This window comes from Leifsonia sp. NPDC077715, from assembly GCF_040686855.1.
Classification (GTDB): Bacteria; Actinomycetota; Actinomycetes; order Actinomycetales; family Microbacteriaceae; genus Leifsonia.
The window spans coordinates 238,065-262,759 of the sequence record NZ_JBFBOG010000002.1; the positions used below are offsets into that span (position 1 = coordinate 238,065).

25 protein-coding genes are annotated in these 24,695 nt (G+C 71.1%); 16 read left to right on the forward strand and 9 right to left on the reverse strand.

Annotated features, from left to right (window positions below; genetic code table 11):
• Positions 1 to 13: 13 nt before the first annotated feature.
• A complete protein-coding gene (locus AB0P25_RS08110; RefSeq protein WP_363808034.1) occupies positions 14 to 487 on the forward strand; it encodes a MarR family transcriptional regulator in 474 nt (157 codons plus the stop codon).
• 6 nt (positions 488 to 493) lie between these two features.
• Here AB0P25_RS08110 and AB0P25_RS08115 read toward each other — a convergent pair whose 3' ends face one another.
• The 3 genes from AB0P25_RS08115 to AB0P25_RS08125 all read right to left on the reverse strand — a co-directional run bounded on the left by AB0P25_RS08115 (position 494) and on the right by AB0P25_RS08125 (position 3,955).
• On the reverse strand, positions 494 to 1,402 hold the full coding sequence (locus tag AB0P25_RS08115) for a serine hydrolase (RefSeq protein WP_363806533.1): 909 nt from the start codon (positions 1,400 to 1,402) through the stop codon (positions 494 to 496).
• Between the two features lie 161 nt (positions 1,403 to 1,563).
• On the reverse strand, positions 1,564 to 3,537 hold the full coding sequence (locus AB0P25_RS08120) for a M13-type metalloendopeptidase (RefSeq protein WP_363806534.1): 1,974 nt from the start codon (positions 3,535 to 3,537) through the stop codon (positions 1,564 to 1,566).
• A 16-nt stretch (positions 3,538 to 3,553) separates the two neighbouring features.
• Positions 3,554 to 3,955 carry a hypothetical protein gene (locus AB0P25_RS08125; RefSeq protein ID WP_363806535.1) on the reverse strand — a complete coding sequence of 134 codons (402 nt, stop codon included), beginning with the start codon at positions 3,953 to 3,955 and terminating at the stop codon, positions 3,554 to 3,556.
• A gap of 129 nt (positions 3,956 to 4,084) precedes the next feature.
• Between AB0P25_RS08125 and AB0P25_RS08130 the strand changes: the two genes are divergently transcribed.
• On the forward strand, positions 4,085 to 5,131 hold the full coding sequence (locus AB0P25_RS08130) for a PrsW family glutamic-type intramembrane protease (RefSeq protein WP_363808035.1): 1,047 nt from the start codon (positions 4,085 to 4,087) through the stop codon (positions 5,129 to 5,131).
• Position 5,132: 1 nt separating this feature from the next.
• On the opposite strand, the gene AB0P25_RS08135 is transcribed toward AB0P25_RS08130, so the two are convergent.
• From AB0P25_RS08135 to AB0P25_RS08145, 3 genes are read right to left on the reverse strand one after another with little or no spacing between them, the layout of a single operon-like run.
• Positions 5,133 to 7,700 (reverse strand): DUF2156 domain-containing protein, encoded by a 2,568-nt coding sequence (locus AB0P25_RS08135; protein WP_363806536.1) that lies wholly within the window; start codon positions 7,698 to 7,700, stop codon positions 5,133 to 5,135.
• An 11-nt stretch (positions 7,701 to 7,711) separates the two neighbouring features.
• Positions 7,712 to 8,989: an alpha/beta hydrolase-fold protein gene (locus AB0P25_RS08140; protein WP_363806537.1), complete on the reverse strand. Its 1,278-nt coding sequence runs from the start codon at positions 8,987 to 8,989 to the stop codon at positions 7,712 to 7,714.
• Positions 8,990 to 9,020: 31 nt separating this feature from the next.
• The gene (locus AB0P25_RS08145; protein WP_363806538.1) at positions 9,021 to 10,409 is read right to left on the reverse strand and encodes a glycine--tRNA ligase; all 1,389 of its coding nucleotides are present in this window, start codon (positions 10,407 to 10,409) and stop codon (positions 9,021 to 9,023) included.
• A 133-nt stretch (positions 10,410 to 10,542) separates the two neighbouring features.
• On the opposite strand from AB0P25_RS08145, the gene AB0P25_RS08150 reads away from it, so the two are divergent.
• Genes AB0P25_RS08150 through AB0P25_RS08160 form a run of 3 tightly spaced genes read left to right on the forward strand, consistent with a single transcriptional unit; the run spans position 10,543 to position 12,513 of the window.
• A complete protein-coding gene (locus AB0P25_RS08150; RefSeq protein ID WP_363806539.1) occupies positions 10,543 to 10,830 on the forward strand; it encodes a hypothetical protein in 288 nt (95 codons plus the stop codon).
• Positions 10,831 to 10,885: 55 nt separating this feature from the next.
• A complete protein-coding gene (locus tag AB0P25_RS08155) occupies positions 10,886 to 12,124 on the forward strand; it encodes a hypothetical protein (RefSeq protein WP_363806541.1) in 1,239 nt (412 codons plus the stop codon).
• Positions 12,121 to 12,513 (forward strand): hypothetical protein, encoded by a 393-nt coding sequence (locus tag AB0P25_RS08160; protein ID WP_363806543.1) that lies wholly within the window; start codon positions 12,121 to 12,123, stop codon positions 12,511 to 12,513. Before AB0P25_RS08155 ends, AB0P25_RS08160 begins: the two co-directional genes overlap by 4 nt.
• Positions 12,514 to 12,515: 2 nt before the next feature.
• Here the strand turns inward: AB0P25_RS08160 and AB0P25_RS08165 are convergent, their stop codons facing one another.
• On the reverse strand, positions 12,516 to 13,139 hold the full coding sequence (locus AB0P25_RS08165; protein WP_363806545.1) for a GNAT family protein: 624 nt from the start codon (positions 13,137 to 13,139) through the stop codon (positions 12,516 to 12,518).
• Between the two features lie 20 nt (positions 13,140 to 13,159).
• Positions 13,160 to 14,467: a glutamyl-tRNA reductase gene (locus tag AB0P25_RS08170; protein WP_363806546.1), complete on the reverse strand. Its 1,308-nt coding sequence runs from the start codon at positions 14,465 to 14,467 to the stop codon at positions 13,160 to 13,162.
• 81 nt (positions 14,468 to 14,548) lie between these two features.
• Here AB0P25_RS08170 and hemE point away from each other — a divergent pair, with 81 nt between their 5' ends.
• From hemE to hemL, 11 genes are all read left to right on the forward strand, one after another.
• A complete protein-coding gene (hemE, locus tag AB0P25_RS08175) occupies positions 14,549 to 15,685 on the forward strand; it encodes a uroporphyrinogen decarboxylase (protein WP_363806547.1) in 1,137 nt (378 codons plus the stop codon).
• Positions 15,682 to 17,235 (forward strand): protoporphyrinogen oxidase, encoded by a 1,554-nt coding sequence (gene hemG / locus AB0P25_RS08180; protein ID WP_363806548.1) that lies wholly within the window; start codon positions 15,682 to 15,684, stop codon positions 17,233 to 17,235. The genes hemE and hemG overlap by 4 nt, the downstream gene beginning before the upstream one ends.
• Positions 17,236 to 17,269: 34 nt before the next feature.
• A complete protein-coding gene (locus AB0P25_RS08185) occupies positions 17,270 to 17,578 on the forward strand; it encodes a hypothetical protein (RefSeq protein WP_363806549.1) in 309 nt (102 codons plus the stop codon).
• A 36-nt stretch (positions 17,579 to 17,614) separates the two neighbouring features.
• Positions 17,615 to 18,034, forward strand: coding sequence for a phage holin family protein (locus AB0P25_RS08190; RefSeq protein ID WP_363806551.1), 420 nt, complete (start codon positions 17,615 to 17,617; stop codon positions 18,032 to 18,034).
• Complete coding sequence (locus AB0P25_RS08195; protein ID WP_363806552.1) at positions 18,024 to 18,239, forward strand: DUF3618 domain-containing protein; 216 nt, start codon at positions 18,024 to 18,026, stop codon at positions 18,237 to 18,239. Before AB0P25_RS08190 ends, AB0P25_RS08195 begins: the two co-directional genes overlap by 11 nt.
• A 49-nt stretch (positions 18,240 to 18,288) precedes the next feature.
• Positions 18,289 to 19,020: a hydrogen peroxide-dependent heme synthase gene (hemQ, locus tag AB0P25_RS08200; protein ID WP_363806554.1), complete on the forward strand. Its 732-nt coding sequence runs from the start codon at positions 18,289 to 18,291 to the stop codon at positions 19,018 to 19,020.
• Complete coding sequence (locus tag AB0P25_RS08205; protein WP_363806555.1) at positions 19,017 to 20,198, forward strand: ferrochelatase; 1,182 nt, start codon at positions 19,017 to 19,019, stop codon at positions 20,196 to 20,198. The genes hemQ and AB0P25_RS08205 overlap by 4 nt, the downstream gene beginning before the upstream one ends.
• Positions 20,195 to 21,196, forward strand: coding sequence for a hydroxymethylbilane synthase (gene hemC, locus AB0P25_RS08210; protein ID WP_363806556.1), 1,002 nt, complete (start codon positions 20,195 to 20,197; stop codon positions 21,194 to 21,196). The genes AB0P25_RS08205 and hemC overlap by 4 nt, the downstream gene beginning before the upstream one ends.
• Positions 21,193 to 21,987: a uroporphyrinogen-III synthase gene (locus tag AB0P25_RS08215; protein ID WP_363806558.1), complete on the forward strand. Its 795-nt coding sequence runs from the start codon at positions 21,193 to 21,195 to the stop codon at positions 21,985 to 21,987. Before hemC ends, AB0P25_RS08215 begins: the two co-directional genes overlap by 4 nt.
• A 96-nt stretch (positions 21,988 to 22,083) precedes the next feature.
• The gene (gene hemB / locus AB0P25_RS08220; RefSeq protein WP_363808036.1) at positions 22,084 to 23,010 is read left to right on the forward strand and encodes a porphobilinogen synthase; all 927 of its coding nucleotides are present in this window, start codon (positions 22,084 to 22,086) and stop codon (positions 23,008 to 23,010) included.
• Positions 23,007 to 24,323, forward strand: a complete 1,317-nt coding sequence (gene hemL / locus AB0P25_RS08225) for a glutamate-1-semialdehyde 2,1-aminomutase (protein WP_363806559.1) — start codon at positions 23,007 to 23,009, stop codon at positions 24,321 to 24,323. Before hemB ends, hemL begins: the two co-directional genes overlap by 4 nt.
• A gap of 133 nt (positions 24,324 to 24,456) precedes the next feature.
• On the opposite strand, the gene AB0P25_RS08230 is transcribed toward hemL, so the two are convergent.
• Positions 24,457 to 24,693: a hypothetical protein gene (locus AB0P25_RS08230; RefSeq protein ID WP_121263242.1), complete on the reverse strand. Its 237-nt coding sequence runs from the start codon at positions 24,691 to 24,693 to the stop codon at positions 24,457 to 24,459.
• Positions 24,694 to 24,695 lie beyond the last annotated feature (2 nt).

The following is a 24,695-nucleotide window of genomic DNA, read 5'->3' on the forward strand; positions in this document are numbered from 1 at the left end:
CGGGACGGTGCCCATGGCCAGAGACGAGGCGGCGCTCGCCGAGGTGATGGAGCACTCCGCCGCCGTCCTGACCGCAGCCGGGTTCCCGAAGATGCCGGCACGCGTGCTCATGGCGCTCACCGTGACCGAGTCGTCCGGGCTCACCGCCGCGGAGCTGGCGGAACGCCTCGACGTCAGCGCCGCCGCGATCTCCGGCGCGGTCCGCTACCTGCAGACGCTCGGCATCATCCGTCGCCTGGCGCAGACCGGGAGCCGCCGGGACCGGTACGAGATCCCGAGCGACTGGTACGCGCTGATGGTGCGCAACAGCCCCATCTACGGCACCCTCGCCGACCAGGCGGAGACGGGTCTCGCCGCCGTCGGCGACCCGGACTCGCCGGCCACGGAGCGTTTGCGCGACATGGCCGGCTTCTACCGCTTCGTGCAGGAGCGTCTTCCGAAGCTCATCGCCGAATGGGAGCAGGTCCGCAGCACGCGGCAGGCCTGATCGCCGTCAGAAGACGTACTCGAGCAGGTCGAGCCCGACGGCCCGCATCCCCTCGATCACGGCCAGGCGCTCCGGCAGGCTGGTGTCGTCGAAGTAGGTCGACACCGCATAGGTGACACCCGCACGCGGACCGCGCAGCACGCCGACCTCGCTGCGCACGCCGTGGTCGGTGCCCGTCTTGTTGACGAGCAGGATGCCGTGCTCCGGGTGGCGATGCGAGTGCGGGTCGAGCCCGAACGCGCTCGAGACCAGCGAGAAGTCGCTGTTGAGCGACAGCCAGGAGATGACGCGCTGGCTCGTCGCCGGGTTGACGATCTCGCCGCGAGCGAGCGCGGAGAACAGCCAGGTGAGCTCGTTGGCGCTGCCGACGGAGAGCTGCGGGGCGTCGTCCGGACCGCGATGGTCGCGGACCAGGTCGAGCAGTGCGGTGCGGGTGAGGCCGAGGGATTCCGTCCGGGCGCTCACCGCCTCCAGCCCGACACGGCGCAACAGGACGTTGGTGGCCAGGTTGTCGCTGGTCGCCCCGACGAGCGCCGCGAGGTCGGCGACCGGCAGGGAGGGCACGTGGAGGTGCTGCCAGATGCCCGAGTCGCCGGCGATGTCGCGCGGGTCGCGGTCGAGGTGGGCCAGCGGGCTCAGCTCACCGGACTGCAGCCGTGCCGCGACCTCGACCAGGAGCAGCACCTTGCCGATGCTCGCCGTGGGCATGACGACGTGGTCGTCGACCGAGAACAGCACCGTGCCGGTCGACAGGTCGGTCGCCCGCGCCGAGACCTGAACGCCGGAGACGGCGAGCCGGCCCAAAGCGTCGAAGCCGCGGCTGAACGTCTCCGTCGATCCCGGCGCGCGGTGCCGTCCGCGCCGCGTGGCCGCCTGCCGTGCCCGGCGGGCGGACTCTTGAGCCTGGATCGTCACGGTGGTGCGGGATCTTTCTTCCGGTCGGTTGTGCCGTCGCCGCGGCGCCCCCTCCCGGCCCCGCCGGCCGTCTTCGCGAGGGTGTCTGCGGAGACGACAGGGACGATGTTACCCCGTGATCGGGGGACACGCGCAGCGGGTTCGGGAGGAGCGCCCGGAGGTCACCAGATGGTGACGCGCTCCGTCGGTGCGAGCCACAGGTGATCGCCCTCGGCCACGCCGAACGTCTCGTAGAAGGCGTCGATGTTGCGCACGATCTGGTTGCAGCGGAACTCGTTCGGCGAGTGGGGGTCGATCGCGAGCAGGCGGATGACCTCCTCGTCGCGTCCCTTCTGCTGCCAGGCCTGCGCCCAGGACAGGAAGAACCGCTCGGCGCCGCTGAGACCGTCGACCACCGGGGGCTCCTCTCCGTTCAGCGACAGCAGGTAGGCCTTCCATGCGATGCCGAGGCCGCCGAGGTCGCCGATGTTCTCGCCGATGGTCAGCGCGCCGTTGACGTGGTGGTCGGGCACCTGCGCCGGAGCGAGGGCGTTGTACTGCTCGATCAGGCTCGCGGTGCGCTTCTCGAACGCCGCACGGTCCGCCTCGGTCCACCAGTCCTCGAGACGCCCGTCGCCGTCGAACTTGGAGCCCTGGTCGTCGAAGCCGTGGCCGATCTCGTGCCCGATGACCGCCCCGATCGCGCCGTAGTTGGCCGCCGCGTCCCGCTCGGGGTCGAAGAACGGGAACTGGAGGATGGCCGCCGGGAAGACGATCTCGTTGAAGCCGGGGTTGTAGTACGCGTTGATCGTCTGCGGCGTCATGAACCACTCGTCGCGGTCGATCGGCTTGCCGATCTTGCCGAGCTCGCGGTTGAACTCGAAGAGCGCGGCGGCGCGGACGTTGGCGACCAGGTTGGTCGGGTCGATCTCGAGCGCCGAGTAGTCCCGCCACTTCACCGGGTAGCCGATCTTCGGCGTGAACTTCTCGAGCTTGTCGAGCGCTCGCTTGCGCGTCTCCTCGCCCATCCACTCGAGGTGCTGGATGCTCTGCCGGTACGCCTCGATGAGGTTCGCGACCAGCGCGTCCATCTGCTCCTTCGCCGCGGGCGGGAAGTGCTTCTCGACGTAGATGCGTCCGACGGCCTCGCCCATCGCGCCCTCGACCAGCGAGACGCCGCGCTTCCAGCGGGCGCGCATCTGCGGCGTACCGGTGAGCGTGCGGCCGTAGAAGTCGAAGTTCGCCTCCACGAAGTCGCCCGAGAGGTAGGGGGCGGCGCCGTGGATGACCTGCCAGGTCAGCCAGTCGCGCCAGGCGTCCAGGCGGTCCTCCGTCAGCAGGCCGGCGACGCCGGCGGTGAACGACGGCTGCCGCAGCACGACCTCTGCGAGTGCGCCCTGCGGCGCGCCGAGGGCGTCCGCCCAGACGTCGAGGTCGGCGGCCTGGCCGGTCGCGCCGCCGTCGAACACGGCCTTCGCATCCGCCCAGCTGTAGAGGTTGTAGGTCTTCTCGGAGTCGCGGGAGGCGACGTTGTCCCAGTGCTGCGCCGCGATGGCCGTCTCGAGGTCGAAGACGCGCTGAGCACGCTCCGGGGCGTCCTCGATCCCGGCGAGCTCGAACATCCGCTGGATGTGCGCGACGAACGCCTCCCGCACCGGCGCGAACCGCTCCTCCCGGAAGTACGACTCGTCGGGCAGCGAGATGCCGGACTGCTCCAGGAAGACGAGGTAGCGCTCGGGGTCGCCCGGGTCGTTGTCGACGAACAGCTGGTAGAACCCGCCGAGCCCGCGGCGCTCGAGCTTGGCCGTCGTCGAGAGCAGGCTCGGGATGCTGTCCACGCCGTCGGCGAAGGTCAGCTCGTCGCGGATCGCCTCCACGCCGAGGGCGTCGATGCGCTCCTCGTCCATGAAGCTCGTGTAGAGGTCGCCGAACGTGCGCTCCTCCGTGCCCTCGTCGGCGTTCTGCGCCTGCTCGACGATCTCGTGGACCGCCTTCTCCGACTCCTCCGCCAGCACCATGAACGAGCCCCAGCGGGCCTTGTCGGCCGGGATCTCGGTGCGGTCGAGCCACTTGCCGTTCACGTGGCGGAAGAGGTCGTCCTGCGGTCGGACGGCGGGGTCGAGTTCGTCGGTGCGGATGCCGGAGTCGAGCGTCATGCGCCCAGCCTACGGGTCAGGCCGCGGCGCGGGCCAGCGACGAGAGCCGCCGGTAGGAGACGGCGAACAGCGCCGCCAGGACGAGCTCGGCGAGGATCGACACGGTGCCCGACAGGCTGCCGTAGCCGGCGAACGAGAACCCGATGTTGACCACGGCCAGCACGCCGTACACCGCGGCCAGCACGCCGCTCAGCAGCGGCCGGTTCGTCATCCGCCACCACGGTCGCGCCGCACGCACCGGCTCGCCGGGGCCGCGGAACATCCGGCTCACGAGATACCAAGCGGCCACCTGGAGGACGGTCAGGACGATCGATCCCGCCTCCGAGTGCAAGGCGTTGAACAGCAGGGCGAGCACCAGGTTCACGGCGACGAGCACCGCGATCACTGCGGCCTTCCGGCCCGGAGTTGTGAAACGCATGCTGGTCCTTCTGGTGCTCTCAGGATCCAGTGTCCCAGCGGGTGCTTCGGCCTGCGGTGAGGCTCGCCGTGTGGCCCGGACGGGGTCGAGAGAGAGCACAGCTCGACTCCGTAGGCTGGCGCCGTGACCATGGCCCCCTCGCACCACCAGCCCGCCGAACAGCGCGGCGCGCTTCCGCCCGCGGGCTGGTACGCCGACCCGCAGGATGCGCGGTTCCTCCGGTGGTGGAGCGGTGCGGGATGGACGGCCTACACGTACCCGCTCGCCGCCGTGGCGCCGGTGCAGCCGGCCCGGCGCCCGCGACCGCCGCACAAGTGGATCGGGCGCTTCGGCGGCTGGATCATCGCCGGGGCCAGCGTCTTCATCTGGCTCTGGCTGATCGGGTTCAGCCTGCTGCTGTCGGCCATCGCGCCGCACGCGGGCGAGGACGGCCCCGTCGTGCTCTCGCCCTACCTCCTCGTGACCGGAGCGGCGACCGTGGCGGCCGTAATCCTGTACACGATGTGTTACCGGCTGCGGCCGGAGGACGGGCTGACGGCGTCCCGGCTGGTGATCGTCGCCGGGGTCGGCGGTCTCGCCGCGACACTGGTCGCCGGCCCGGTCAACAGCCTGATCGACGTGGCATCGGGAGGGACGGCCGCACATCCGAGCGGCGTCGCACTGGTGACCGCGGGCGTGGTCGAGGAGCTGCTGAAGATCACGGCCGCGGTGCTGCTCGCGCTGAAGCTCCCGGTGAAGAACGCGCGCATCGGCCTCTTCGTGGGCGGGGCGGTCGGGCTCGGCTTCAGCGTGATCGAGAACCTGGGCTACCTGCAGGAGGCGTTCGCACGCGGGCAGGAGAACGGCAGCGGCTTCGGGCTGTTCCTCGGTACGACGATCGGGCGGGAGCTGACCGGGCCGTTCCTGCATCCGGTCTTCTCCGCACTCCTCGGCGCGGCCGTGTTCGCGGCGGCGCACAACGGACGGTTCCGGCTGACGCTCGGCGTCGTGCTCGCGTACCTCGGCGTCGCCGCGGCGCACGGACTGTTCAACGGCGCGACCTGGCTCGCCCAGACGCTTCCGTGGAACCCGGCGCTCGCGGGCCTTGCGCTGCTCGGCTTCGAGCTGCTGTTCGTCGTCGGCAGCGGCCTCGCCTGGCTCCTGATCGCGAGACGCATCCGCCGCGACACCGCCTAGGTCAGCGAACGAGCGTCCGCGCCAGCGCGACGTACTCCCGCGCGTTCGCGTCCGGGAGGTATGCCTTGCCGATGGCGTTGCCGATGGCCGGCAGCGCCATCGGGTCGGGATACGCCATGTAGATGGTCTCGTAAGTGGGGTTGAACTTGCTCTTGAACGAGAACAGGGAGGCGAACCCGTAGGCCGGCTCGAGGGTCCGCGCGAGGAACGCCAGCAGGTGGTCCATGGCCGTCCGCTCCTCCGGGTCGTCGCCGTCGGACACCGGCTTGGTCGCGAGCGGCGCACCGGACAGGCTCAGCACCTCGACGCCGTCCTCGCGCATCCGCTGCGCAGCGGAGGCGATGACGAACTCCATGATCCCGGGCATCGAGCCGTCCGCCCGGCGCATGAAGTCGATGGTCCAGCCGACGACGCGCCCGTCCCGCCAGCTCGGCAGCCAGCTGGTGACCGCCTGCAGTCCGCCGTCGGGGTCGAACGCCAGGTACAGCCGCACGTCCGGATCCTTCAGCTCGGCGATCCCGCCCAGCGTGAAGCCCATCTCGGGCAGCTCCTTCTCGGACACCCACTGCTCGCTGACGGCCGTGATCTGCGTCTGGATGAGCGGCGAGAGGTCGTCCCAGCGGGTCCAGAGCGTCGAGATCTGCGCCTTGATGCCGCGGTTGTGCGCCTGCCGGACCTTCTGCCACGGCTTCCCGACCAGGTCGAACGTCTGCGGATGCATCAGCGTCTCCTCGCCGACCGACATCGTCGGCCAGCCGAGGGCGTCGAATACCGGGAGGTACTGCTCGTGGATGCTGTAGAACACCGGCGTCCAGCTGTTCACGTCGCAGAACTGGACGAACTCGGCGATGGTGCGCTCGGCGCGATCCGGCCGGCACACCGGGTCGGAGAGCGTGATCGCGATGCCGCCGATCACGCGGTAGGCGATGGCGGACTCCCCGTCGGCGCTGAACCAGTAGACATTGCCGGGCCAGGTGCCCATGAATCCCAGCGTTCCGCCGCCGCCCTCTCGCAGCAGCGCGCGGAAGTGCTCTTCGTCGGCGAGCGTCCGCCCGGTGAACGACGAGCGGTAGAGCTGGAGGGTGGCGAAGACGAAGACCGTCCAGAACACCGGGCCGACCCACTGGTAGATCAGGATGACGACCGGCACCGTCGGGATGATCGGCGTGCCCAATGCGGAGAGGAACCCGGCGGGGACGAAGCGGCGCAGTGTCGATGCGAAGACGTCGGCGACCGTCGCGTCCGGCACGAACTCGGTGAGCGACCACAGCCCCGCCACGAGGTAGACGAGTGCGAGCAGGGCGAAGGAGCAGACCACCACGATGGTGAAGCGGGCGACCGCCTCCCGCGGCGACCGCAGCTGGAACTGGCGCCGCGTCGCCACGAGCAGCGCGATGGACGCGATCGGCACCAACATCGCCGCCAGCAACCACAGCAGGATCTCGACCGCCGGCCCGAGCGCCGTGATGCTGTCCACCTGGAGCTGGATGTCGCCGCCCAGCACCGTGAACGGCAGCACGAGCATGGCCGCGTTGACGATGATCCCGAGCAGCAGCGCGAACCGCCGGCCGCGGCGCAGACCGATCGCGGCGAGCAGGAGCAGAACCAGCGGGAGCACGGACAGCAGCAGGGGTCCCGGACCCTGCACCGAGACCATCAGCAGCTCGCTGCGGCAATTGCTCGAGTACGACACGTCGCAGCGGCTGAGCACGTCCGCGACGTCCACGGTCGGCTGCTCGAACAGCGACGCGACGAACGACAGCGGGCCGAAGCCGCCGGGTGGCAGCAGCGCGAGCAGCGGGCCGAACGCGGTGATCGCGATGATCGCCGCGACCAGGCTGCGCGTCTCGCCGTGCGAACTGCGATGGAGTCGACGCAGCGGACCGCGCCGCAGGAGGACGCCGAGCAGCAGCCCCAGGAGAGCGGCGATCAGCCGGTAGACGTTGTTCTGGTCGCCGTTGTAGAGCACGAAGACGAGCACGACCACGAAGGTGAGCAGCCGGATCCGCCGCCGCCACAGTGAGCTGGCGAAGGCGCTCGCCGTGATGAGCGTGCCGACGATGCCGACCGTGGGGTCCAAGGTGAAGTCGAACTCGGTGACCGTCGCCCAGATCTCGCCGAGGCTCGCCGCGCCCCACTGCAGCAGGACGCCGCCGAGCACCCCGAGCACGCCAGTGACGAAGAACGCGAGGATCGTCCGCGGTGTGCCGAGCAGTCGCTCCGCCGCCGCCATGACCGTGAGCGCCAGGACGATGGTGATGATGAGCTGGATGGGATCCTCTGGCACGAACAGCGCCGTCACGGGTGTCCACCAGAAGCCGGCGCGGACCGTCGTGGTGACACCGGCCGCCCACACCAGGGAGTCGCCGCCGGTCGTCGCCGCGCTCCACAGCGTCCCCGTGATGATCGAGCTGACCAGCACGATGACGGCCAGCGCGATGCTCGCCGGGGCGATCCGCGCGTAACGCAGCACCGCGCGCCCGAAGCCGTCGCCGCGGTCGTCCTTCGGCGCCGGCGGCGTCGACGAGGACGACGCGGCCGCCGCGTTCGCGGTGTCTGCGGTGCTCATGCGGGCCTCCGTCACGGTGGGCTCAGTCCCAGCACAGGGTAGAGGATCGAGAAGTCCTTGGTGAGTCCGCCCTCCAGCGCGTCGACCACATGGCCGGCCCCCGGCACGACGTAGTAGGTGGTCCGCATCCCGGCCGCCTGGGCCGCCTGCGACATCCGCTGCACGCCGGGGATGAACGTCGGATCGTCACCGCCGACCGTGAAGACGGCCGTCATCGCCGAGTACTTCCCGGGGTTGGCGGCGAGGATGGACGTCGGCTTCGCGGCGTCGAATGCGGATGCGTTGCCGCCGAACACCTGGTCGATCGTCTGCTGCTGGATCTCGACCCCCGGGTACTCGTCGCCGGACACGACCAGCAGGTTGCCGAACCGGTCGGGGTACTGCGCCGCGTACTTGAAGGCGCAGGCGCCGCCGTTGGAGTAGCCGCCGATGGTCCAGTACTTCGGGTCCTGCAGCACGCCGAGGTGGCTGCGGATCCAGGCGGGCACCTCGTCGACGATGTACGTCTCCGCAGTGCCGAAGGCGGCGGAGTCCGCGCAGCCGGGGTCGCCCTGCGTGCCGATCTGATCCGCGACGACGGCGATCGGCGCCAGGCCCTGGTGCTGCGCGGCGTAGGTGTCGAGCACACCGCCGATGTAGCTGGGGTCGGGGTTGCCCGGGTAGCCCATCATGAACAGCACGACCGGGAGCGGGGGAGGGTCGTCCACCAGGGCGGCCGGCGGCAGGTAGATGCCCGCGGGCCGTGCCGCGAACCCGGCCGATGGGATGACCTCGCTGCCCTGCTGGCCTTTGGCGGGCAGGTCGGCGGGCGGCTTCCACGTCTCGTACAGCGGCCGTGTCGGGTCGGCCGTGCTGGTGTGCGGCCCGACGTGGATGCGCCCGGCGTCGGTGATGCCGAACAGCGAACCCAGCGTGGGGTCCAGCCCGTAGTACGCGTTGATCCCGAGGCCGCCGGTGACCGCGAACAGCAGGATGCCCACGGACGCGATCAGCTTCCGCCACCAGCGCGACCTCCACAGGTTGACCACCGCGAGTCCGATCGCGGCGAACGTCCCCATCGCCCAGAAGGCCACCTCGGGCGGGAGCGGGCTGCCGAACGCGTCCACGGCGTTCAGCAGCGCGTAGAGACCGACGGCGACCACGGCGCCGCCGAGGATGCCGAGCAGCGCGGTCAGCACCCATCGCACGGTGACCGGACGGATCAGGAGGTAGAGCGCGAAGGCTGCGCTCAGGCCCAGGCAGACCGGGAGCAGGGGGCCGTCGACGATGCGGATGCTGAGCGGATCCACGTCGATCGACCTCCCCCGGGAGCGCGGCGGCTCAGACCTCCTTGAGCCGCTCCGCCAGGTACCGGTCGAGGCCCTCCAGCGGGATGCGCTCCTGCTGCATCGAGTCGCGGTCGCGCACGGTCACGGCATCGTCCTCGAGCGAGTCGAAGTCGACCGTGACCGCGAGCGGTGTGCCGATCTCGTCCTGGCGGCGGTACCGGCGGCCGATCGCGCCCGAGTCGTCGAAGTCGACGTTGCGGCGCTTGCGGAGCCGGTCGGCCAGCCCGCGGGCCAGCGGCGACAGGGCCTCGTTGCGCGACAGCGGCAGCACGGCGACCTTCACCGGCGCGAGCCGCGGGTCGAGGTGCAGCACCGTGCGCTTGTCGGTGCCGCCCTTGGCGTTCGGCACCTGCTCCTCGTCGTACGCGTCGACCAGGAACGCCATGAGCGCGCGCGTGAGACCGAACGACGGCTCGATCACGTACGGCACGTAGCGCTCGTTCTTGTTCTGGTCGAAGTAGCTCAGGTCTTTGCCCGAGTGCTCGATGTGCGTCTTCAGGTCGAAGTCGGTGCGGTTCGCGACGCCCATGAGCTCGCCCCACTCGCTGCCGACGAAGTCGAACTTGTACTCGATGTCGATGGTGCGCTTCGAGTAGTGGGCCAGCGAGTCCTTGGGGTGCTCGAACCGGCGGATGTGCTCCGGGTTGATGCCGAGGTCGGTGAACCAGTCCCAGGCGAGGTCGATCCAGGTCTCGAACCACTGCTCGTCCGTGCCCGGCTCGACGAAGTACTCGATCTCCATCTGCTCGAACTCGCGGGTGCGGAAGATGAAGTTGCCCGGCGTGATTTCGTTGCGGAACGCCTTGCCGATCTGACCGATGCCGAACGGCGGCTTCTTGCGCGAGGTCTGCAGCACAGACGCGAAGTCGGTGAAGATGCCCTGTGCGGTCTCCGGGCGCATGTAGTGCAGGCCCGACTCGTCGTCGACGACGCCGAGGTAGGTCTTCATGAGGCCCGAGAACTGGCGGATCGGCGTCCACTGGCCCACCTTGTCCGGGTGGTCCGGGTCCGGGATGTCGTCGAGGCCGTTCGCCGGCGGGTGGCCGTGCTCGGCCTCGTACGCCTCGAACAGGTGGTCGGCGCGGTAGCGCTTGTGGGTGATCAGCGACTCGGTCAGCGGGTCGCTGAAGACCTGCACGTGGCCGGACGCCTGCCACACCGCGGTGGGCAGGATGATCGCCGAGTCGAGGCCGACCATGTCGCCGCGACCGCGCACGAACGAGTTCCACCACTCGCGCTTGATGTTCTCCTTCAGCTCCACGCCGAGGGGACCGTAATCCCACGCCGAACGCGTTCCGCCGTAGATCTCGCCGGAGGGGAAGACGAATCCGCGGTGCTGCGCCAGCGTGATGACGGAATCCAGTCTCGACGGTGCGGCCATGGTGCTCCCTGTGCGATGCGGGTAGGTGGGACCCGTCCATCCTACTGAGGAAGCGGCGGCCGCCGCCGCGGCGTCATGAACCGGCCCGTCCTTCGTCTCAGGAGGTGACGGGTCTTTCAGAGAGGCGGACTGGATGAGCGAGACGGTCTCGGTCGATACGAGTCGGTTGACAGCGAATGCGGAGGCGCTGGCGGCAGCGAACGCGCCCGAACGCCGCCCGCTGCGTTCGGAAGGCCCACTGGGGTCGTCCCGATGCGATGGTGCGTTCGAGAGCTTCGACCGTTATTGGGATCCGGCGACGGAAGCGCTGCTGTTCGCCATCGACGCGCTGTCCGTCGCGCTCCGCGACACTGCCCGTGCATACGAGTTGCGGGACGCACTCGGCGCCAGGACATTCGACAAGGGGATTCATGCGTTCTAGCGACTGGTCCGCAGCCGGGTTCTCGTCCGACCCGACCCCTGGCAGCGTCGAGGCGGTGCGCACACTCCGTTCCCTGGTCGACGCGGAGGCGGAGCGGCTGCGATGCCAGGCGGAGTCGGTCAGTGCCGTGCTGGGAACGTTCGCCGATGCTCACTGGACGGGAAAAGCGGCCGACGGGTTCGAGAGTCGGCTACGGGAGGTCTCGGAGGCTGCGCGGGTCGCGTCCGCCCGGCACGGCCAAGCGGCTTTCGCCCTCCACGTGTGGTCATCGAGGCTGCAGTCCGTCCAGGAGGCAGCCGACGCCGCGTTGCGGGTGGCGCAGGAGGCGGAGGAGGACCTCGCACTGGCCCAGGCGTCCGTGGGCTCGCTGATGGGAGAGCACGCTGCGCTGATGGCCACCCTGAGGTCCATCGAGGCGGCGCTGTCGGCGAACGCGGACAGCCGGAGGTCGGGGATGCACGGTCCGTCGGACGCGGACCTGATGGTTGCGCGTCGTCGCGCCGACGACGTCGACGCCGAGCTGGCGACCGCACGCTTCGTCCTGAACGACGCGCAGGAGCGCTTGGACGCCGCTCGCGCTCGAGCCCGGGAGGCGCAGGAGGAGTTCGAGGCCGGAGAGACGCACTTCATCCGCGAGCTGGAGGAGACGCTGGATGGAGCGGTCGTGACCTTTCGCGCGGTCAACGCTATCCACGACTCCGGGCCGGCCTCACGCAGCGTCCAGGGTCCGAACGATCGAGAACTCACGGAGATTCGCGGCCTTATCGGCGAAGCGAACGACTCGGTCTGGGAGATGGTGCAGGCCTGGGTGTCGGGCGAGGGGGCGCGCGAATACGCCTTCGGAGAACACGACGCCTTCACGAAGGTGTTCAGGAAGAGCGCGAGCGCCCGGCAGGCGATGAAGGAGATGACGGAGAACATCAGGGCGAACGGACACGGACCCGGCGATGGCGACGAATTGAGGTTCGACGCCAAGGCATCAGATCTGCCTCGGGACGCACGAACCATCGCGACCCTCGGCGCCGAGGGCAATCTTCCAGAAGCCTTCGTTGGCTCGTTCGGCTACACGTACACAGTCCTCGGGACTGATCCGCTGGGAAACTTCCGCGTTCGGGTGCACGCCACGAACGTCACCACCGTGGAGTCCGGAACTCGAATCCCGGGATCGGGGGAGTGGCCGGGAGGGCCCTACCACCTGCCTCCGTACAGCAAGCTGAAAAAGCTTCAGGAGTCGGGCCAGTATGCGGACATATCGCAGGAGATCACGTGGGTGGAAGTGGTCCCTGCGCGATGAGACGTCGATGGATCGTCGTCATCTCCATCGCCTGCCTGGTGGCGCTCGGTCTGACCTGGTTCGTCCGCGGCTACCGAGATTTCCATACGCGCTTCACAGAGGAGGAGGTTGTCGGAACGTGGGTCGCCGAGCGCGGCCAGGAGATGACGTTCCGCCCAGATGGCACCGCGCACATCCGACGATTCGAATGGCACGATTCCGTAGTGTTGGATGGCCCGGCGAAGTGGTCGTTGGGGAAGGTTTCCGAGAAGCCCTCGGTCGACGGAGTAGCAGGCGTCAACGGGTTCCACCTGGCGGGGGCGCGCTCGCTGGCCGACGGCTTGCGGTTGGTCAGCTATATCGGCGACCCCGACGATTCGAGAAATATCGTTTGGTGGACTCGACGCTGACCTCAGCGTGCGCTGCGGAACTCCTGCTCCAGGATCGCGTACACCGCCGTGTCGGCCCACTCGCCCTTGAAGATCTCCGTCTCGCGCAGCAGCGCCTCCTGCCGCATCCCGAGCTGCTCGCAGAGGCGGGCGGACGCGTCGTTGCGGGCGTCCAGCTGGGCGAACACGCGGTGCGCGCCGAGCTCGTCGAAGCACAGCTCCAGGACGCGCTGGGCCGCCTCGGTCGCGTAGCCGCGCCCGTGGACAGCCGGGTGGAACACCCAGCCCATCTCGAACTTGCCCCAGTTGGCGTTCTTGAGGAACAGGCTGATGTCGCCGATGACGCGGCCCGGGCCGCCCTCCGCCTCGGCCAGCTCGACCGCGTAGACGATGCCGTCGCCGTTCTCGGCGAGGCGGTTCATCGCGATGCGCTTGCGCAGGTGCTCCGCGGACTCGTCGTGGTCGTGCACCTCCCAGTAGAGGTAGCGGACGACGTCCTTCAGCTTCTGGTAGGCGTGCTCGTCCTCCAGGTCGCCCGTATTGAGCGGGCGCAGCAGCAGGCGCTCGGTGTGCAGCGCCTCAGCGGCGTAGGGGAGATTGGTCGCGCCGTGCGGCTCGACGGCGGTCGTGGTGGCTTCGTCGCTCACGGTCGCTCCTTCAGCTCGGGTCAGGATGCCGCGGACTCGTCGTCGACGGCGGTCAGACGGGGACGTGCGGCGGCCTCGGCGTCGACGTCCACGCCGAACAGCGCGGCCGCGCCCTCGATGAACGACTGCGCGTCGCCCTGGCGGGCCAGCTCGCGGGCGCGCACGGACGGCGTGTGGAGGAGGACCCCGGCGAGGTGGCGGAGGGCCGCCTCGGTCTGCTCGCTGTCGTCACCGCGGCCGCGGGCGCGCTCGATCTCGGCGTCCAGCACGTCGAACACGTGCTTGCGCAGCGCGACGAGCGCCGGGGTGACCTCCTGCTCGGCGGTCCGCGCCTTGTACTCGGCGGCGGCCGCGTCCACGATGCTGCGTGCATCGTCGGCGGCGTGGAGCTCCTTCAGCGGCGCGTGCAGGCTGATGGTCTCGAGGTCGAGCAGTTCGACGCCGGCGAGCTCGGCGACGGCGGGGTCGACGTTGCGCGGGAGGCCGAGGTCGACGATCAGGCGGCGCTCGACCGCTCCCGGGATCGCGAGGGCGGCGCCCAGGTTGGCGTTGGTCAGCACGTAGTCGGTGACGGCCGAGCAGGTCACGACGAGGTCGCTCTCGGCGAGCGCGTCGAGGAGGCCGTCGGCCGCTACCGGAAGGATGTCGTGGGACGCCGCGAACTTCGGCGCCCGTCCGGAGGGCGAATAGACGCGGACGTCAGTCGCGCCCTTGTCCCGCAGCGCTGCGAGGCTAGCGCCGGCGTACTTTCCGGTGCCGACGAGCAGCACGCGCGTCTGCGCCCAGTCGCTGACCCGGCTCTCCGCGAGGTCCAGAGCCAGGCGGACCATGGAGCGGCCGGCGGTCATGATGCCGGTGCGGTTCTTGACGCCGCGCGAGGTGCGCGAGGCGAGCTGGAACAGGCGCTCGAGTTCGCTCGTGACCGACCCGGACGTGCGTGCCGTCTCGAGCGCGCGGCGCACCTGGCCGGCGATCTCGCCCTCTCCGACAACCACGGACTCCAGCCCGCTGGTCACCGCGAACAGGTGCTCGGCCACGGCGTGCTCGCTGTAGACGGCGCTCGCGGCGCGGAGCTGGTCGGGGTCGATGCCGGCGGCGCTGCTCACCGCATCCAGCACCGCCTCGGCCGAGACGGCGCGGGCGGCGGGAAGCGGCTCGTCGATGTCGAGGTACGCCTCGAAACGGTTGCAGGTCGCGAGGACGACCGAGCCCGAGACGATGTCGCTGTGCTCCGAGAGTGCGGCGGTGATGGCCGGAGCGTGACGCTCGAGCCGTTCCAGGAGGTCGAAGTCAGCCGTGCGGTGACTCGACGAGAAGCACAGAAGCACAGAGGAAGCCTACGCTTGCGTTTCGGCAACCTCGAATCGGCCCCAGCCGGCTGTCAGGGAGGGCCCTGGCAGAATCGTGGGGTGACCACCCTCGCACCCGAGCATCCCCTCGCCGCCGGCCGCACAGCGTCCAGCCCTCTCGTCCGCGCCTACCAGGGCGAGCGCACGGAGGTGACGCCGGTCTGGTTCATGCGCCAGGCGGGACGATCGCTCCCGGAGTACCGCGAGTTGCGGGTGGGCACGCGCATGCTCGACGCTTGCCTCGACCCTGCGATGGCGAGCGAGATCACCCTGCAGCCGGTCCGCCGCCACGGCGTGGATGCGGGCATCTTCTTCAGCGACATCGTCGTGCCGCTCAAGCTCGCGGGCGTGGATGTCGAGATCCAGCCGGGCAAGGGCCCGGTGTTCGCGCAGGCGGTGCGCACGGCGGCCGATGTCGACCGGCTGACGGCGATCGACCCGGCCTCGCTCGGCGACGACGTCTTCGCCCCCATCCAGGAGGCGGTGCGGCTGACCATCGCCGAGCTCGGCGACACCCCGCTCATCGGGTTCGCCGGCGCTCCCTTCACTCTGGCGGCCTACCTCGTCGAGGGCGGCCCGTCCAAGGACCACATCCGCGCCCGCACGCTCATGCACGCCGACCCCGAGGCGTGGCAGCGGCTCATGGCCTGGACGGCCGACATCTCCGGCGCCTTCCTTCGCGCCCAGGTGCTGGCCGGCGCCAGCGCAGCGCAGCTGTTCGATTCCTGGGCCGGCTCGCTCTCGCTGCACGACTACGTCGCCCACGTCGCGCCCGCCTCCGCTCGCGCGCTGTCGCACGTGCGGGACGTGACGTACGAGGTCCCGGCCGCCGAGGGCGCCGAGGATCCGATCCCAGAGGTCCGAAACGTCCCCCTCGTCCACTTCGGCGTCGGCACCGGCGAGCTCCTGAAGGCGATGCACGAGGCAGGCGCGGACGCGGTCGGTGTCGACTACCGCATCCCGCTCGACGAGGCCAGCCGCCGGCTCGGTCACGTGGTGCCCGTCCAGGGCAACGTCGACCCGGCGGTGCTGGACGCGCCGTGGCCGGTGCTCGAGGCGCACGTCCTCGATGTGCTCGACCGCGGCCGCGAGGCGCCCGCCCATGTGCTCAACCTCGGCCACGGCGTTCCGCCGGAGACCGACCCGACGGTGCTGACCCGCGTGGTCGAGCTCGTGCACGGGTGGCGCCCGGAATGAGCGACGAGCCGATCCTCCCCGGCGAACCGCTCACGCACGACGAGCTCGGCGAGGAGATCCGGCACGCCGTCGAGGCGCCGCCCACGCGTGTGGTCGTGATCGGGGGCGGCGTGGCCGGCCTGGTCGTGGCGCGCGAGTGCGCCCGGCCGGGCTTCGAGGTGACGCTGCTGGAATCCGCGGCCCGGGTCGGCGGGAGCGTTGCGCCGCTGGAACTGGGCGGGATGACGCTGGACGCCGGCGCCGAGAGCTTCGCCACCCGTGGCGGACACGTCGCCGACCTGCTCCACGACCTCGGGCTCGATGAGGACGTGGTGCAGCCGAACCCCTCCGGCGCGTGGGTACGCCACGGCTCGACCTCGGTCCCGCTGCCCAAGGCCGGGCTCCTCGGCATCCCGAGCTCACCCCTGGCCTCGGACGTGGTGGCCGCCATCGGCGCGGGCGGTGCGTTCCGCGCGTACCTCGACCGCCTGATGCCCGTGCTGAAGATCGGCACCGAGCCTCGGCTCGGCACGCTCGTCCGCAAGCGCATGGGCACGAAGGTGCTCGAACTCCTGGTCGCGCCGGTCGCGACCGGCGTCTACTCCGCGTCGCCCGACGACCTTGACGTCGACGTCGTCGCCCCCGGCCTGAACGCGGCGTTGACCCGGCTGGGCTCGCTCTCCGGCGCCGTCGGCGAGCTCCGGTCGGCCTCCAAGGCGGGAAGCGCGGTCGGCGGACTGCGCGGAGGGATGTGGCGGCTTCCGCAGGCGCTCGCCGCCGACACCGAGGCACGCGGTGGGGTGATCCGCACCGGAACCGGCGTCGCCGCGATCGAGCCGTGGAGTCCCCGCGACGAGGAGGACGAGGAACGCCCCGGCCGCTGGATCGTCCGGACCGCCGCAGGGGAAGAACTCGTCGCCGATGCGCTCGCACTGGCGGCGCCCGCCGACGCCGCCCTGCCGCTCCTCGCTTCGGTCGGCCTCGGCGACCTCTCCGAGCTGGCCTGGCCCGCCGCGTCCAGCGTCGAACTGGTCACCCTGATCGTCGAGGACGACCGCCTGGCGTCCACCCCGGTCGGCACCGGGGTGCTCGTGGCGGACGTGCCGGGCGCGGATGTCCGCGCGAAGGCGATGACGCACTCCAGCGCCAAGTGGGCGTGGGTCGCCGAGGCCGCCGGCCCCGGTCGCCACGTCGTCCGGCTGTCCTATGGACGCGCCGGCCGGCCCGCGGAGACGCTGGCGCTCGCGGACGCCGAACTCCGTGCCCAGGCGATCGCCGATGCCTCCCGCCTGCTCAATATTCCGATCGCGGAATCCGCGGTGATCGCATTCGCGCGCACCCCCTGGACGAACGCCCTGCCGTATGCGACAGTGGGGCAGCGGGAACGCATCGAACGCGTCCGCTCCGAGGTCGACGGCGTCGAGGGTCTCGAGGTCACCGGGTCCTGGCTAACCGGTACGGGCCTCGCCTCCGTCATCCCGGATGCGCGGCGCACCGCCGAGCGCGTGCGAGGAGTCCGCTGGAAGGGCCTCACGGACGCCCTGGCGGCGGACGACCCGCAGACCGACTGATCGATACGGACTGACCGAGACACTGGGAGGCGCGATGCGCGGCAAGATCCTCTTCGTCACCGGAGCGGCGGTGGGCTTCGTGCTCGGCGCCCGCGCGGGACGCGAGCGCTACGAGCAGATCAAGGCCGCGGCCGTCAAGGTCTGGGAGTCGCCGACGGTGCAGAAGCAGGTGCACACGGCCCAGGACTTCGTCGCCGACAAGGTGGGCGAGTTCCCCGAGACCGCGTACATCACGGTCAAGAAGCTGGTCGTCCGCGCGAACGACCGCCGCCGCGAGGCCAAGGCGCCGTACCAGGCGCCCCCGGTCGCCTCGGCGCAGGGACGCAGCAACACCACGCCCTGACGGGGGTACTGTACGGAAACGACGAGGGGAGACGCGATGACCGACCGCGAACGCGCCGAGAGCGCGCGGGCCAAGTCCCTGGGGCAGCTCGTGTCCGACCTGCCCAAGCTCGTCGTCGGCCTCCTCAAGGCCGAGTTGAACCACCTCAAGGCCGAGTTCGCCGAGAAGGCGAAGTATGCCGGGGTCGGCATAGGCCTCCTCGTCGGAGCGGCGCTCCTCCTGTTCTACGCCCTCGGCGTGCTGATCGCCGCGGCCATCCTGGGCATCGCGGTCGCGCTGCCCGCGTGGGCCGCAGCGCTGATCGTCTTCGGCGCCCTGGTGATCATCGCCGTGGTCCTCGCGCTCATCGGCGTGCGCTCGTTCAAGAAGATGGACGGCGTCGCCCCGTCGCAGACCATCGAGAGCGTCAAGCTGGACGCCGACGCGCTGAAGGGACTGGGGAAGTATGACAACTGACCGCAGCGACGTCGAGCGGGCGCGGGCACAGCTCGCGGCGACCGTCGACGCCATCGAGTACAAGCTGAACGTGCCGAAGCGCACCGCCGAGCGCATCCAGCGTCTTCGCGCGGAGAACCCGGTCGCGCTGGCCGGCATCGCGGTGGGCGCGGCTGTCGCCGTGGCCGGAATCGTCTGGGGCGTCGTGAGCCTCGTCCGCCGGTGAGCGGCCGCCCGTTTTTGGCCTTCCCAGGTTTGAGAGGGAGACTGTGGGTATGAGTACCCCGGCTGCCGCTCCGGCAGAGTCGTCCGCCCCCGAAACCCCCAACGACACCCCCTCCGGCTTCACGCTCTGGGCCGTCCTGCGCCGCGACCCCGCCCGTCCCGACGACCTCGACGGCACCGACGTGCCCAAGGCCGTTCAGGAGCTCGACGGAGTGATCGCCGACATCGAGCTGCAGGGCGTCATCACCCGCGGCCTCTACGACGTCTCCGGCCTGCGCGCCGACGCCGACGTAATGATCTGGCTGCACGGCCCCGAAGCCGAGGCGCTGCAGTGGGGACTCCGCCAGCTGCGCCGCACCCGTCTGCTCAAGAGCCTCCTCCCCACCTGGAACGCCATGGGCGTTCACCGGGACGCGGAGTTCAACAAGGCGCACGTCCCCGGCTTCCTGCGGGGCAAGGAGGCGCGCAACTGGCTGTGCGTCTACCCGTTCGTCCGCAGCTACGAGTGGTACCTGCTCCCGGATGAGGACCGCGGCAAGATGCTCGCGGAGCACGGCCGCAAGGGGGCCGCGTTCCGCAACGTGCTCGCCAACACCGTCGCATCCTTCGCGCTCGGCGACTACGAGTGGATCCTGCCGATGGAGGCCGACGAGCTCACCGACCTCGTCGACATGATGCGCGAGCTCCGGTACACCGAGGCCCGCCGCCACGTCCGCGAAGAGGTCCCCTTCTACACCGGCCGGCGCATCACGGCCGCCGAGCTCGTGGAGGTCCTGCAGTGACGGACGCACAGACGGCCCAGCACGTCCTGGGCGCCACCCCCGCCGCGGCGTCGGGTCCCGAGCACGTGACCGAGCCGGTCGCGTACGACGCGATCCTGCTCGCCGGCTTCGGCGGTCCCGAGGGACAGGACGACGTCATCCCGTTCCTCCGCAACGTCACCCGCGGCCGCGGCATCCCCGAGGAGCGCCTGGAGGAGGTGGCGCACCACTACCGCCACTTCGGCGGCGTCAGCCCGATCAACGACCAGAACCGCGAGCTTAAGGCGGCGCTGGAGGCGGAGCTCGCCTCGCGCGGCATCGACTTGCCGGTGCTGTGGGGCAACCGCAACTGGGACCCGTACCTCGCGGACGCGCTGCGTGAGGCCGATGAGCGAGGCTTCACCAAGCTGATGGCGATCGCCACGAGCGCCTACTCCTCGTACTCGAGCTGCCGCCAGTACCGCGAGGACTACGCGGCCGCACTCGAGTCGACCGGCCTGCTCGGCCGCATCGAGATCGACAAGGTGCGCCAGTTCTTCGACCACCCCGGCTTCGTGGAGCCGTTCATCGAAGGTGTGAAGAACGCCATCGACGAGCTGCAGCAGAAGCTGCCCGGACTCGACCCGGCGAAGGAGGTGCGCATCCTGTTCTCGACGCACTCCATCCCGTCGAGCGACGCCGCGAAGTCCGGCCCCGCCGAGCGCGGCTTCGGGGAGGGCGGCGCGTACGCCGCGCAGCACCTCGCCGTCGCCGAGGTCGTCTCGCACGCCGCGACCGGCGGCACCGTCGGATGGGATCTGGTCTACCAGTCCCGCTCCGGGCCGCCCTCGATGCCGTGGCTGGAGCCCGACATCAACGACCGCATCGCCGAGCTGCCCGCCACCGGCGTCAAGGCCGTCGTGATCGTGCCGCTCGGCTTCATGAGCGACCACATGGAAGTGCTCTGGGACCTCGACAACGAGGCCATGGAGACCAGCGACGAGAACGGCCTCGTGGCCGTCCGCGTCCCCACGCCCGGCACGCACGCGACCTTCGTGAAGGGTCTCGTCGACCTGGTCCTGGAGCGCCGCGACGGCGTCCCGGTCGACCAGCGTCCCGCCGTCACCTCGCTCGGCCCCTGGTACGACGTCTGCCGTCCGGGCTGCTGCGAGAACGTGCGCCTCGGCTTCAAGCCGGCGGCTGCGGGGCTCGCGCCGTGACCGGGACCGTGACGAGGGTCGACGGCGCCGCCGAGCGCCGCGACGGCGTGCTGCGTATCGGGACACGCGGCAGCGCCCTGGCCGTGGCGCAGACGACGGCGGTCGCGCAGTCGATCGCCCGGGCGACCGGCCTGGACGTCGAGCTCGTCACGGTCACCACGCAGGGCGACACGTCCCGCGAGTCGCTGGCGCAGCTCGGCGGTACCGGCGTCTTCGCGACGGCATTGCGAGACGCGCTCCGCGCGGGCGAGGTCGACCTCGTCGTCCATTCGCTCAAAGACCTGCCGACCGCGCCCGCCCCCGGGCTCGTCGTCGGTGCCGTGCCGAAGCGGGCCGACGCCCGGGACACGCTCTGCGCCCGTGACGGTCTGACGCTCGAGACCCTGCCGGAGGGTGCGCGCGTGGGCACGGGCTCGCCCCGCCGCGTCGCTCAGCTGAAGGCACAGCGTCCCGACCTCGACGTCGTCGACCTGCGCGGCAACGTGGACACCCGTCTGGGCAAGGTCGCCGACGGCGAGCTGGATGCGGTGGTCCTCGCCGCCGCCGGACTCACCCGTCTCGGTCGCCTGGATGCCGTGACCGACTACTTCGCCCTCTCGCTCATGCCCACCGCTCCGGGCCAGGGTGCGCTCGCGCTCGAGGTGCGCGCCGGGGACGAGAAGGGCCGCGGCCCGATCGCCCGCGCGCTGTCCGCCGTCGACCACGTCACGAGCCACGCCTCGGTCGTGGCCGAGCGGGTCGTGCTCGCCGGGCTCGAGGCGGGATGCGCCGCACCGATCGGCGCCACCGCGCTCGTCGACGACGGGCTGCTGTTCCTCACCGCGACCGTGTACCGGCCCGACGGCACGGCGCAGCTGACCGCCTCTCACGCCGCCACCCCCGACTCGCTGAGCGCCGCCCACCTCGAGGAGGCGGCGCAGGACGTCGGCACCCGCGTGGTCGCCGAGCTGCTGCAGGCCGGCGCGGCCGACCTCGCGCCGCTGGGGAGCACCCGATGACGAACACGGCGCCGACCCCGAAACCGCTCGCCGGCTGGCGGGTGCTGGTGCCGCGCGGCGGCCCGTGGGGCGACTCCGTCGCCGCCGATCTGCGCTCCAAGGGCGCGTCCCCGGTGGTGGCCGCGATGATCAACTTCGCCCCGACCGCCGACGCCCCGGCGCTCGAGGCCGCCCTGGCCCGCCTCGCGAACGGCGGCTTCGACTGGATGACGGTCACCAGCGCCACCACGGTGGACGTTCTCAGCGCCCAGCGCGCCGTCGTGCCGCCGACCACCCGGGTCGCCGCCGTCGGAGAGACGACCGCCGCCGCACTGGCCGCGGCCGGTTACCACGTCGATCTCGTGCCGTCGGAGGACAACTCCGCGCGCGGCCTGCTCGACGAGTGGGAGGCTGCGACGCAGGGCGCGTTCCCGCTGCGCATCCTCACCCTCCGCTCCGAGATCGCCAAGCCGCTGCTCACCGAGGGTCTGCGTCGCATCGGGCACGAAGTGGAGTCGGTGGTCGCATATCGCACCGTCGGCGTCCCGGTGCCCGAGAGCGTCGTCACCGACGTCCGTGACGGTCTGTTCCAGGCCATCCTCGTCACGTCCGGTTCGGTCGCCGAGCAGGTCCAGGAGCAGCTGGGACCGGTGCCCGAGTCGACCCTCATCGCCGCCATCGGCCCGCAGACCGCCCGCGATGCCCGGGCCTTCGGCCTCCGGGTGGATGTGATCGCCGCCGAACGCACCGCCGCCTCGCTCATCGACGCCGTCGTCCAGGTCGCCGTCGCCCGGTCCGCCGACGACGACTAGCGTTCGGAAACCGCTCAGCGTGCCAGGCGTAGGCTGATGTGAGTGAGTGAACTGCACCCCGTCATCCGCCCCCGACGGCTGCGGCAGACCCCGGCGATGCGCCGGCTGGTCGCCGAGACCCGCCTCCACCCCGCTGAGCTGATCCTCCCGCTGTTCGTGCGCGAGGGCGCCACCGAGCCCGTCCCGATCGGCTCGATGCCCGGCGTCTCCCAGCACAGCCTCGACTCGCTGAAGCGGGTCGCGAACGAGGCGGCCGAGGCCGGCGTCGGCGGGCTCATGCTGTTCGGCGTCCCGGAGACCCGGGACGCGGTCGGCTCCGCCGCGACCGACCCTGAGGGCATCCTCAACGTCGCGACCCGCGTGCTCGCCGATGAGGTCGGCGACGCCCTGGTCGTGCAGACCGACCTGTGCCTCGACGAGTTCACCGACCACGGCCACTGCGGTGTGCTGGACGCGCAGGGTCACGTCGACAACGACGCCACCCTCCTCCGCTACCGCGATATGGCCGTCGCCCAGGCCGAGGCTGGCTCCCAGCTGCTCGGTCTCAGCGGCATGATGGACGGCCAGGTCGCCGCCGTGCGCGAGGCCCTGGACGACGCCGGGCACTTGGACGTCGTGATCCTCGCCTACGCGGCCAAGTACGCGTCCGGCTTCTACGGCCCCTTCCGCGAGGCCGTCGACTCCCAGCTCTCCGGCGACCGCCGCGCCTACCAGCAGGACCCGGCCAACCGCCGCGAGGGCCTGCGCGAGGCGCGCCTCGACCTCGAGGAGGGCGCCGACATCCTGATGGTGAAGCCCGCGCTCAGCTACCTCGACGTGCTGAGCGACGTCGCCGCGATCAGCGATGTGCCGGTCTGGGCGTACCAGGTGTCTGGCGAGTACGCGATGGTGGAGGCGGCCGCCGCGAACGGCTGGATCGACCGGAACCGCATCATCGAGGAGACTCTGGTCGGCGCGAAGCGCGCGGGGGCCGACGCGATCATGACCTACTGGGCGACCGAGGTGGCGGGGTGGCTGCGATGACCGATACGACGACCGATGTGAACGCCGCGCAGTTCGCGCGCGCCCAGCGCGTCATCCCCGGCGGGGTCAACTCGCCGGTTCGCGCCTACGGCTCCGTGGGCGGCACCCCGCGATTCCTCGTCTCGGCCCGCGGGCCGTACGTCACCGACGCCGAGGGCCGCGAGTACGTCGACCTCGTCGCGTCCTGGGGTCCGGCCATCCTCGGCCACGCCCATCCGGCTGTCGTGGAGGCCGTGCAGCAGGCGGCCGCGCGCGGCCTGTCGTTCGGCGCCTCCACCCCGGCCGAGACCGAGCTGGCGGAGGCCGTGATCGGCCGCGTCCCGTTCGTGGAGAAGCTGCGCCTGGTGTCCACGGGCACCGAGGCGACGATGAGCGCGATCCGCCTGGCGCGCGGCTTCACCGGCCGCCCGCTGCTGATCAAGTTCGCCGGGCACTACCACGGCCACTCCGACGGCCTCCTGGCGCAGGCCGGTTCCGGTCTCGCGACGCTGGCCCTCCCCGGCTCGGCCGGTGTGACCGAGGCCACCGCGGCGCAGACCATCGTCCTGCCCTACAACGACCTGGACGCGGTCCGCGCCGTCTTCGAGGCGCAGGGCCCGGACATCGCCGCCGTCATCACGGAGGCCGCCGCCGCCAACATGGGCGTGGTCCCGCCGGAGCCTGGCTTCAACGCCGCCCTCACCGAGCTCGCGCACGAGTACGGGGCGCTGGTCATCCTCGACGAGGTGCTGACCGGCTTCCGCGTGAGCGAGGCCGGCTACTGGGGCCTCGACCGCGGCTACACGCCCGACCTCGTCACCTTCGGGAAGGTCATCGGCGGCGGGATGCCGCTGGCCGCCCTCGGCGGACGGGCTGAGATCATGGACTTCCTCGCCCCGGCCGGACCGGTGTACCAGGCGGGGACCCTCTCCGGGAACCCGGTCGCCGTCGCCGCGGGCCTGGCCACGCTGGCCCACGCCGACGCGTCCGTCTACGAGCGCCTGGATGCGGTGGCCGGCACGGTCTCGACCGCGGTCTCCGAGGCGCTGGCGGCCGAGGGCGTCGCGCACCGCGTGCAGCACGCGGGCAACCTGTTCAGCTTCGTGTTCGGCGACTTCGCCGAGGCCCCGAAGACGTACGCCGAGGTGCAGCGCCAGGAGGCGTTCCGCTACCGGGCGTTCTTCCACGCGATGCTCGACGCGGGCGTCTCCCTGCCGCCGAGCGTCTTCGAGGCCTGGTTCGTCACCGCCGCGCACGACGATGCGGCCGTCGCCCGCATCCTGGACGCCCTCCCTGCCGCGGCCCGCGCCGCCGCCTCCGCCACCCCCGCCTGACCGCGCCCCGCCCCGTCCCTCCTCCCACCTCCGCCGAAGTGCAGCTTCTTGCGGTCGACACGCCGTCCGAGTGCGCAACTAGCTGCACTTCGCGGGCTGCGCGTGGGGCGGGACGGGGACGCGAGTGCGACGGTCACGCGTCGGGGGCGGCGGGCTCCCGGGACAGGGACTCGACGTAGGTGTACGTCGCGGATGCCGGCCAGCCGTCGGCGTCGAGCAGCGCGTAGACGTCGAAGTTCAGCGTCCCGCCACCACCGGCCGCGCGGCGCAGGGTGCGCGGCGGCGCATCCGACGACGAACGCACCGTGACCGTCTGCGGTTCGGCGCCGGAACGCAGAAGGCGGGCGCGGAAGGTGGTGGTCCGGGTCACCC

What these genes read in the sequence shown, in the direction of transcription:
- AB0P25_RS08110 (WP_363808034.1), top strand. Translation starts at nt 14, where the DNA reads ATGGCCAGAGACGAGGCGGCGCTCGCCGAGGTGATGGAGCACTCCGCC.
- AB0P25_RS08120 (WP_363806534.1), bottom strand. Translation starts at nt 3,537, where the DNA reads ATGACGCTCGACTCCGGCATCCGCACCGACGAACTCGACCCCGCCGTC.
- AB0P25_RS08125 (WP_363806535.1), bottom strand. Translation starts at nt 3,955, where the DNA reads ATGCGTTTCACAACTCCGGGCCGGAAGGCCGCAGTGATCGCGGTGCTC.
- AB0P25_RS08130 (WP_363808035.1), top strand. Translation starts at nt 4,085, where the DNA reads ATGGCCCCCTCGCACCACCAGCCCGCCGAACAGCGCGGCGCGCTTCCG.
- AB0P25_RS08135 (WP_363806536.1), bottom strand. Translation starts at nt 7,700, where the DNA reads ATGAGCACCGCAGACACCGCGAACGCGGCGGCCGCGTCGTCCTCGTCG.
- AB0P25_RS08145 (WP_363806538.1), bottom strand. Translation starts at nt 10,409, where the DNA reads ATGGCCGCACCGTCGAGACTGGATTCCGTCATCACGCTGGCGCAGCAC.
- AB0P25_RS08150 (WP_363806539.1), top strand. Translation starts at nt 10,543, where the DNA reads ATGAGCGAGACGGTCTCGGTCGATACGAGTCGGTTGACAGCGAATGCG.
- AB0P25_RS08160 (WP_363806543.1), top strand. Translation starts at nt 12,121, where the DNA reads ATGAGACGTCGATGGATCGTCGTCATCTCCATCGCCTGCCTGGTGGCG.
- hemG (WP_363806548.1), top strand. Translation starts at nt 15,682, where the DNA reads ATGAGCGACGAGCCGATCCTCCCCGGCGAACCGCTCACGCACGACGAG.
- AB0P25_RS08185 (WP_363806549.1), top strand. Translation starts at nt 17,270, where the DNA reads ATGCGCGGCAAGATCCTCTTCGTCACCGGAGCGGCGGTGGGCTTCGTG.
- AB0P25_RS08190 (WP_363806551.1), top strand. Translation starts at nt 17,615, where the DNA reads ATGACCGACCGCGAACGCGCCGAGAGCGCGCGGGCCAAGTCCCTGGGG.
- AB0P25_RS08195 (WP_363806552.1), top strand. Translation starts at nt 18,024, where the DNA reads ATGACAACTGACCGCAGCGACGTCGAGCGGGCGCGGGCACAGCTCGCG.
- hemQ (WP_363806554.1), top strand. Translation starts at nt 18,289, where the DNA reads ATGAGTACCCCGGCTGCCGCTCCGGCAGAGTCGTCCGCCCCCGAAACC.
- AB0P25_RS08215 (WP_363806558.1), top strand. Translation starts at nt 21,193, where the DNA reads ATGACGAACACGGCGCCGACCCCGAAACCGCTCGCCGGCTGGCGGGTG.
- hemB (WP_363808036.1), top strand. Translation starts at nt 22,084, where the DNA reads ATGCGCCGGCTGGTCGCCGAGACCCGCCTCCACCCCGCTGAGCTGATC.
- hemL (WP_363806559.1), top strand. Translation starts at nt 23,007, where the DNA reads ATGACCGATACGACGACCGATGTGAACGCCGCGCAGTTCGCGCGCGCC.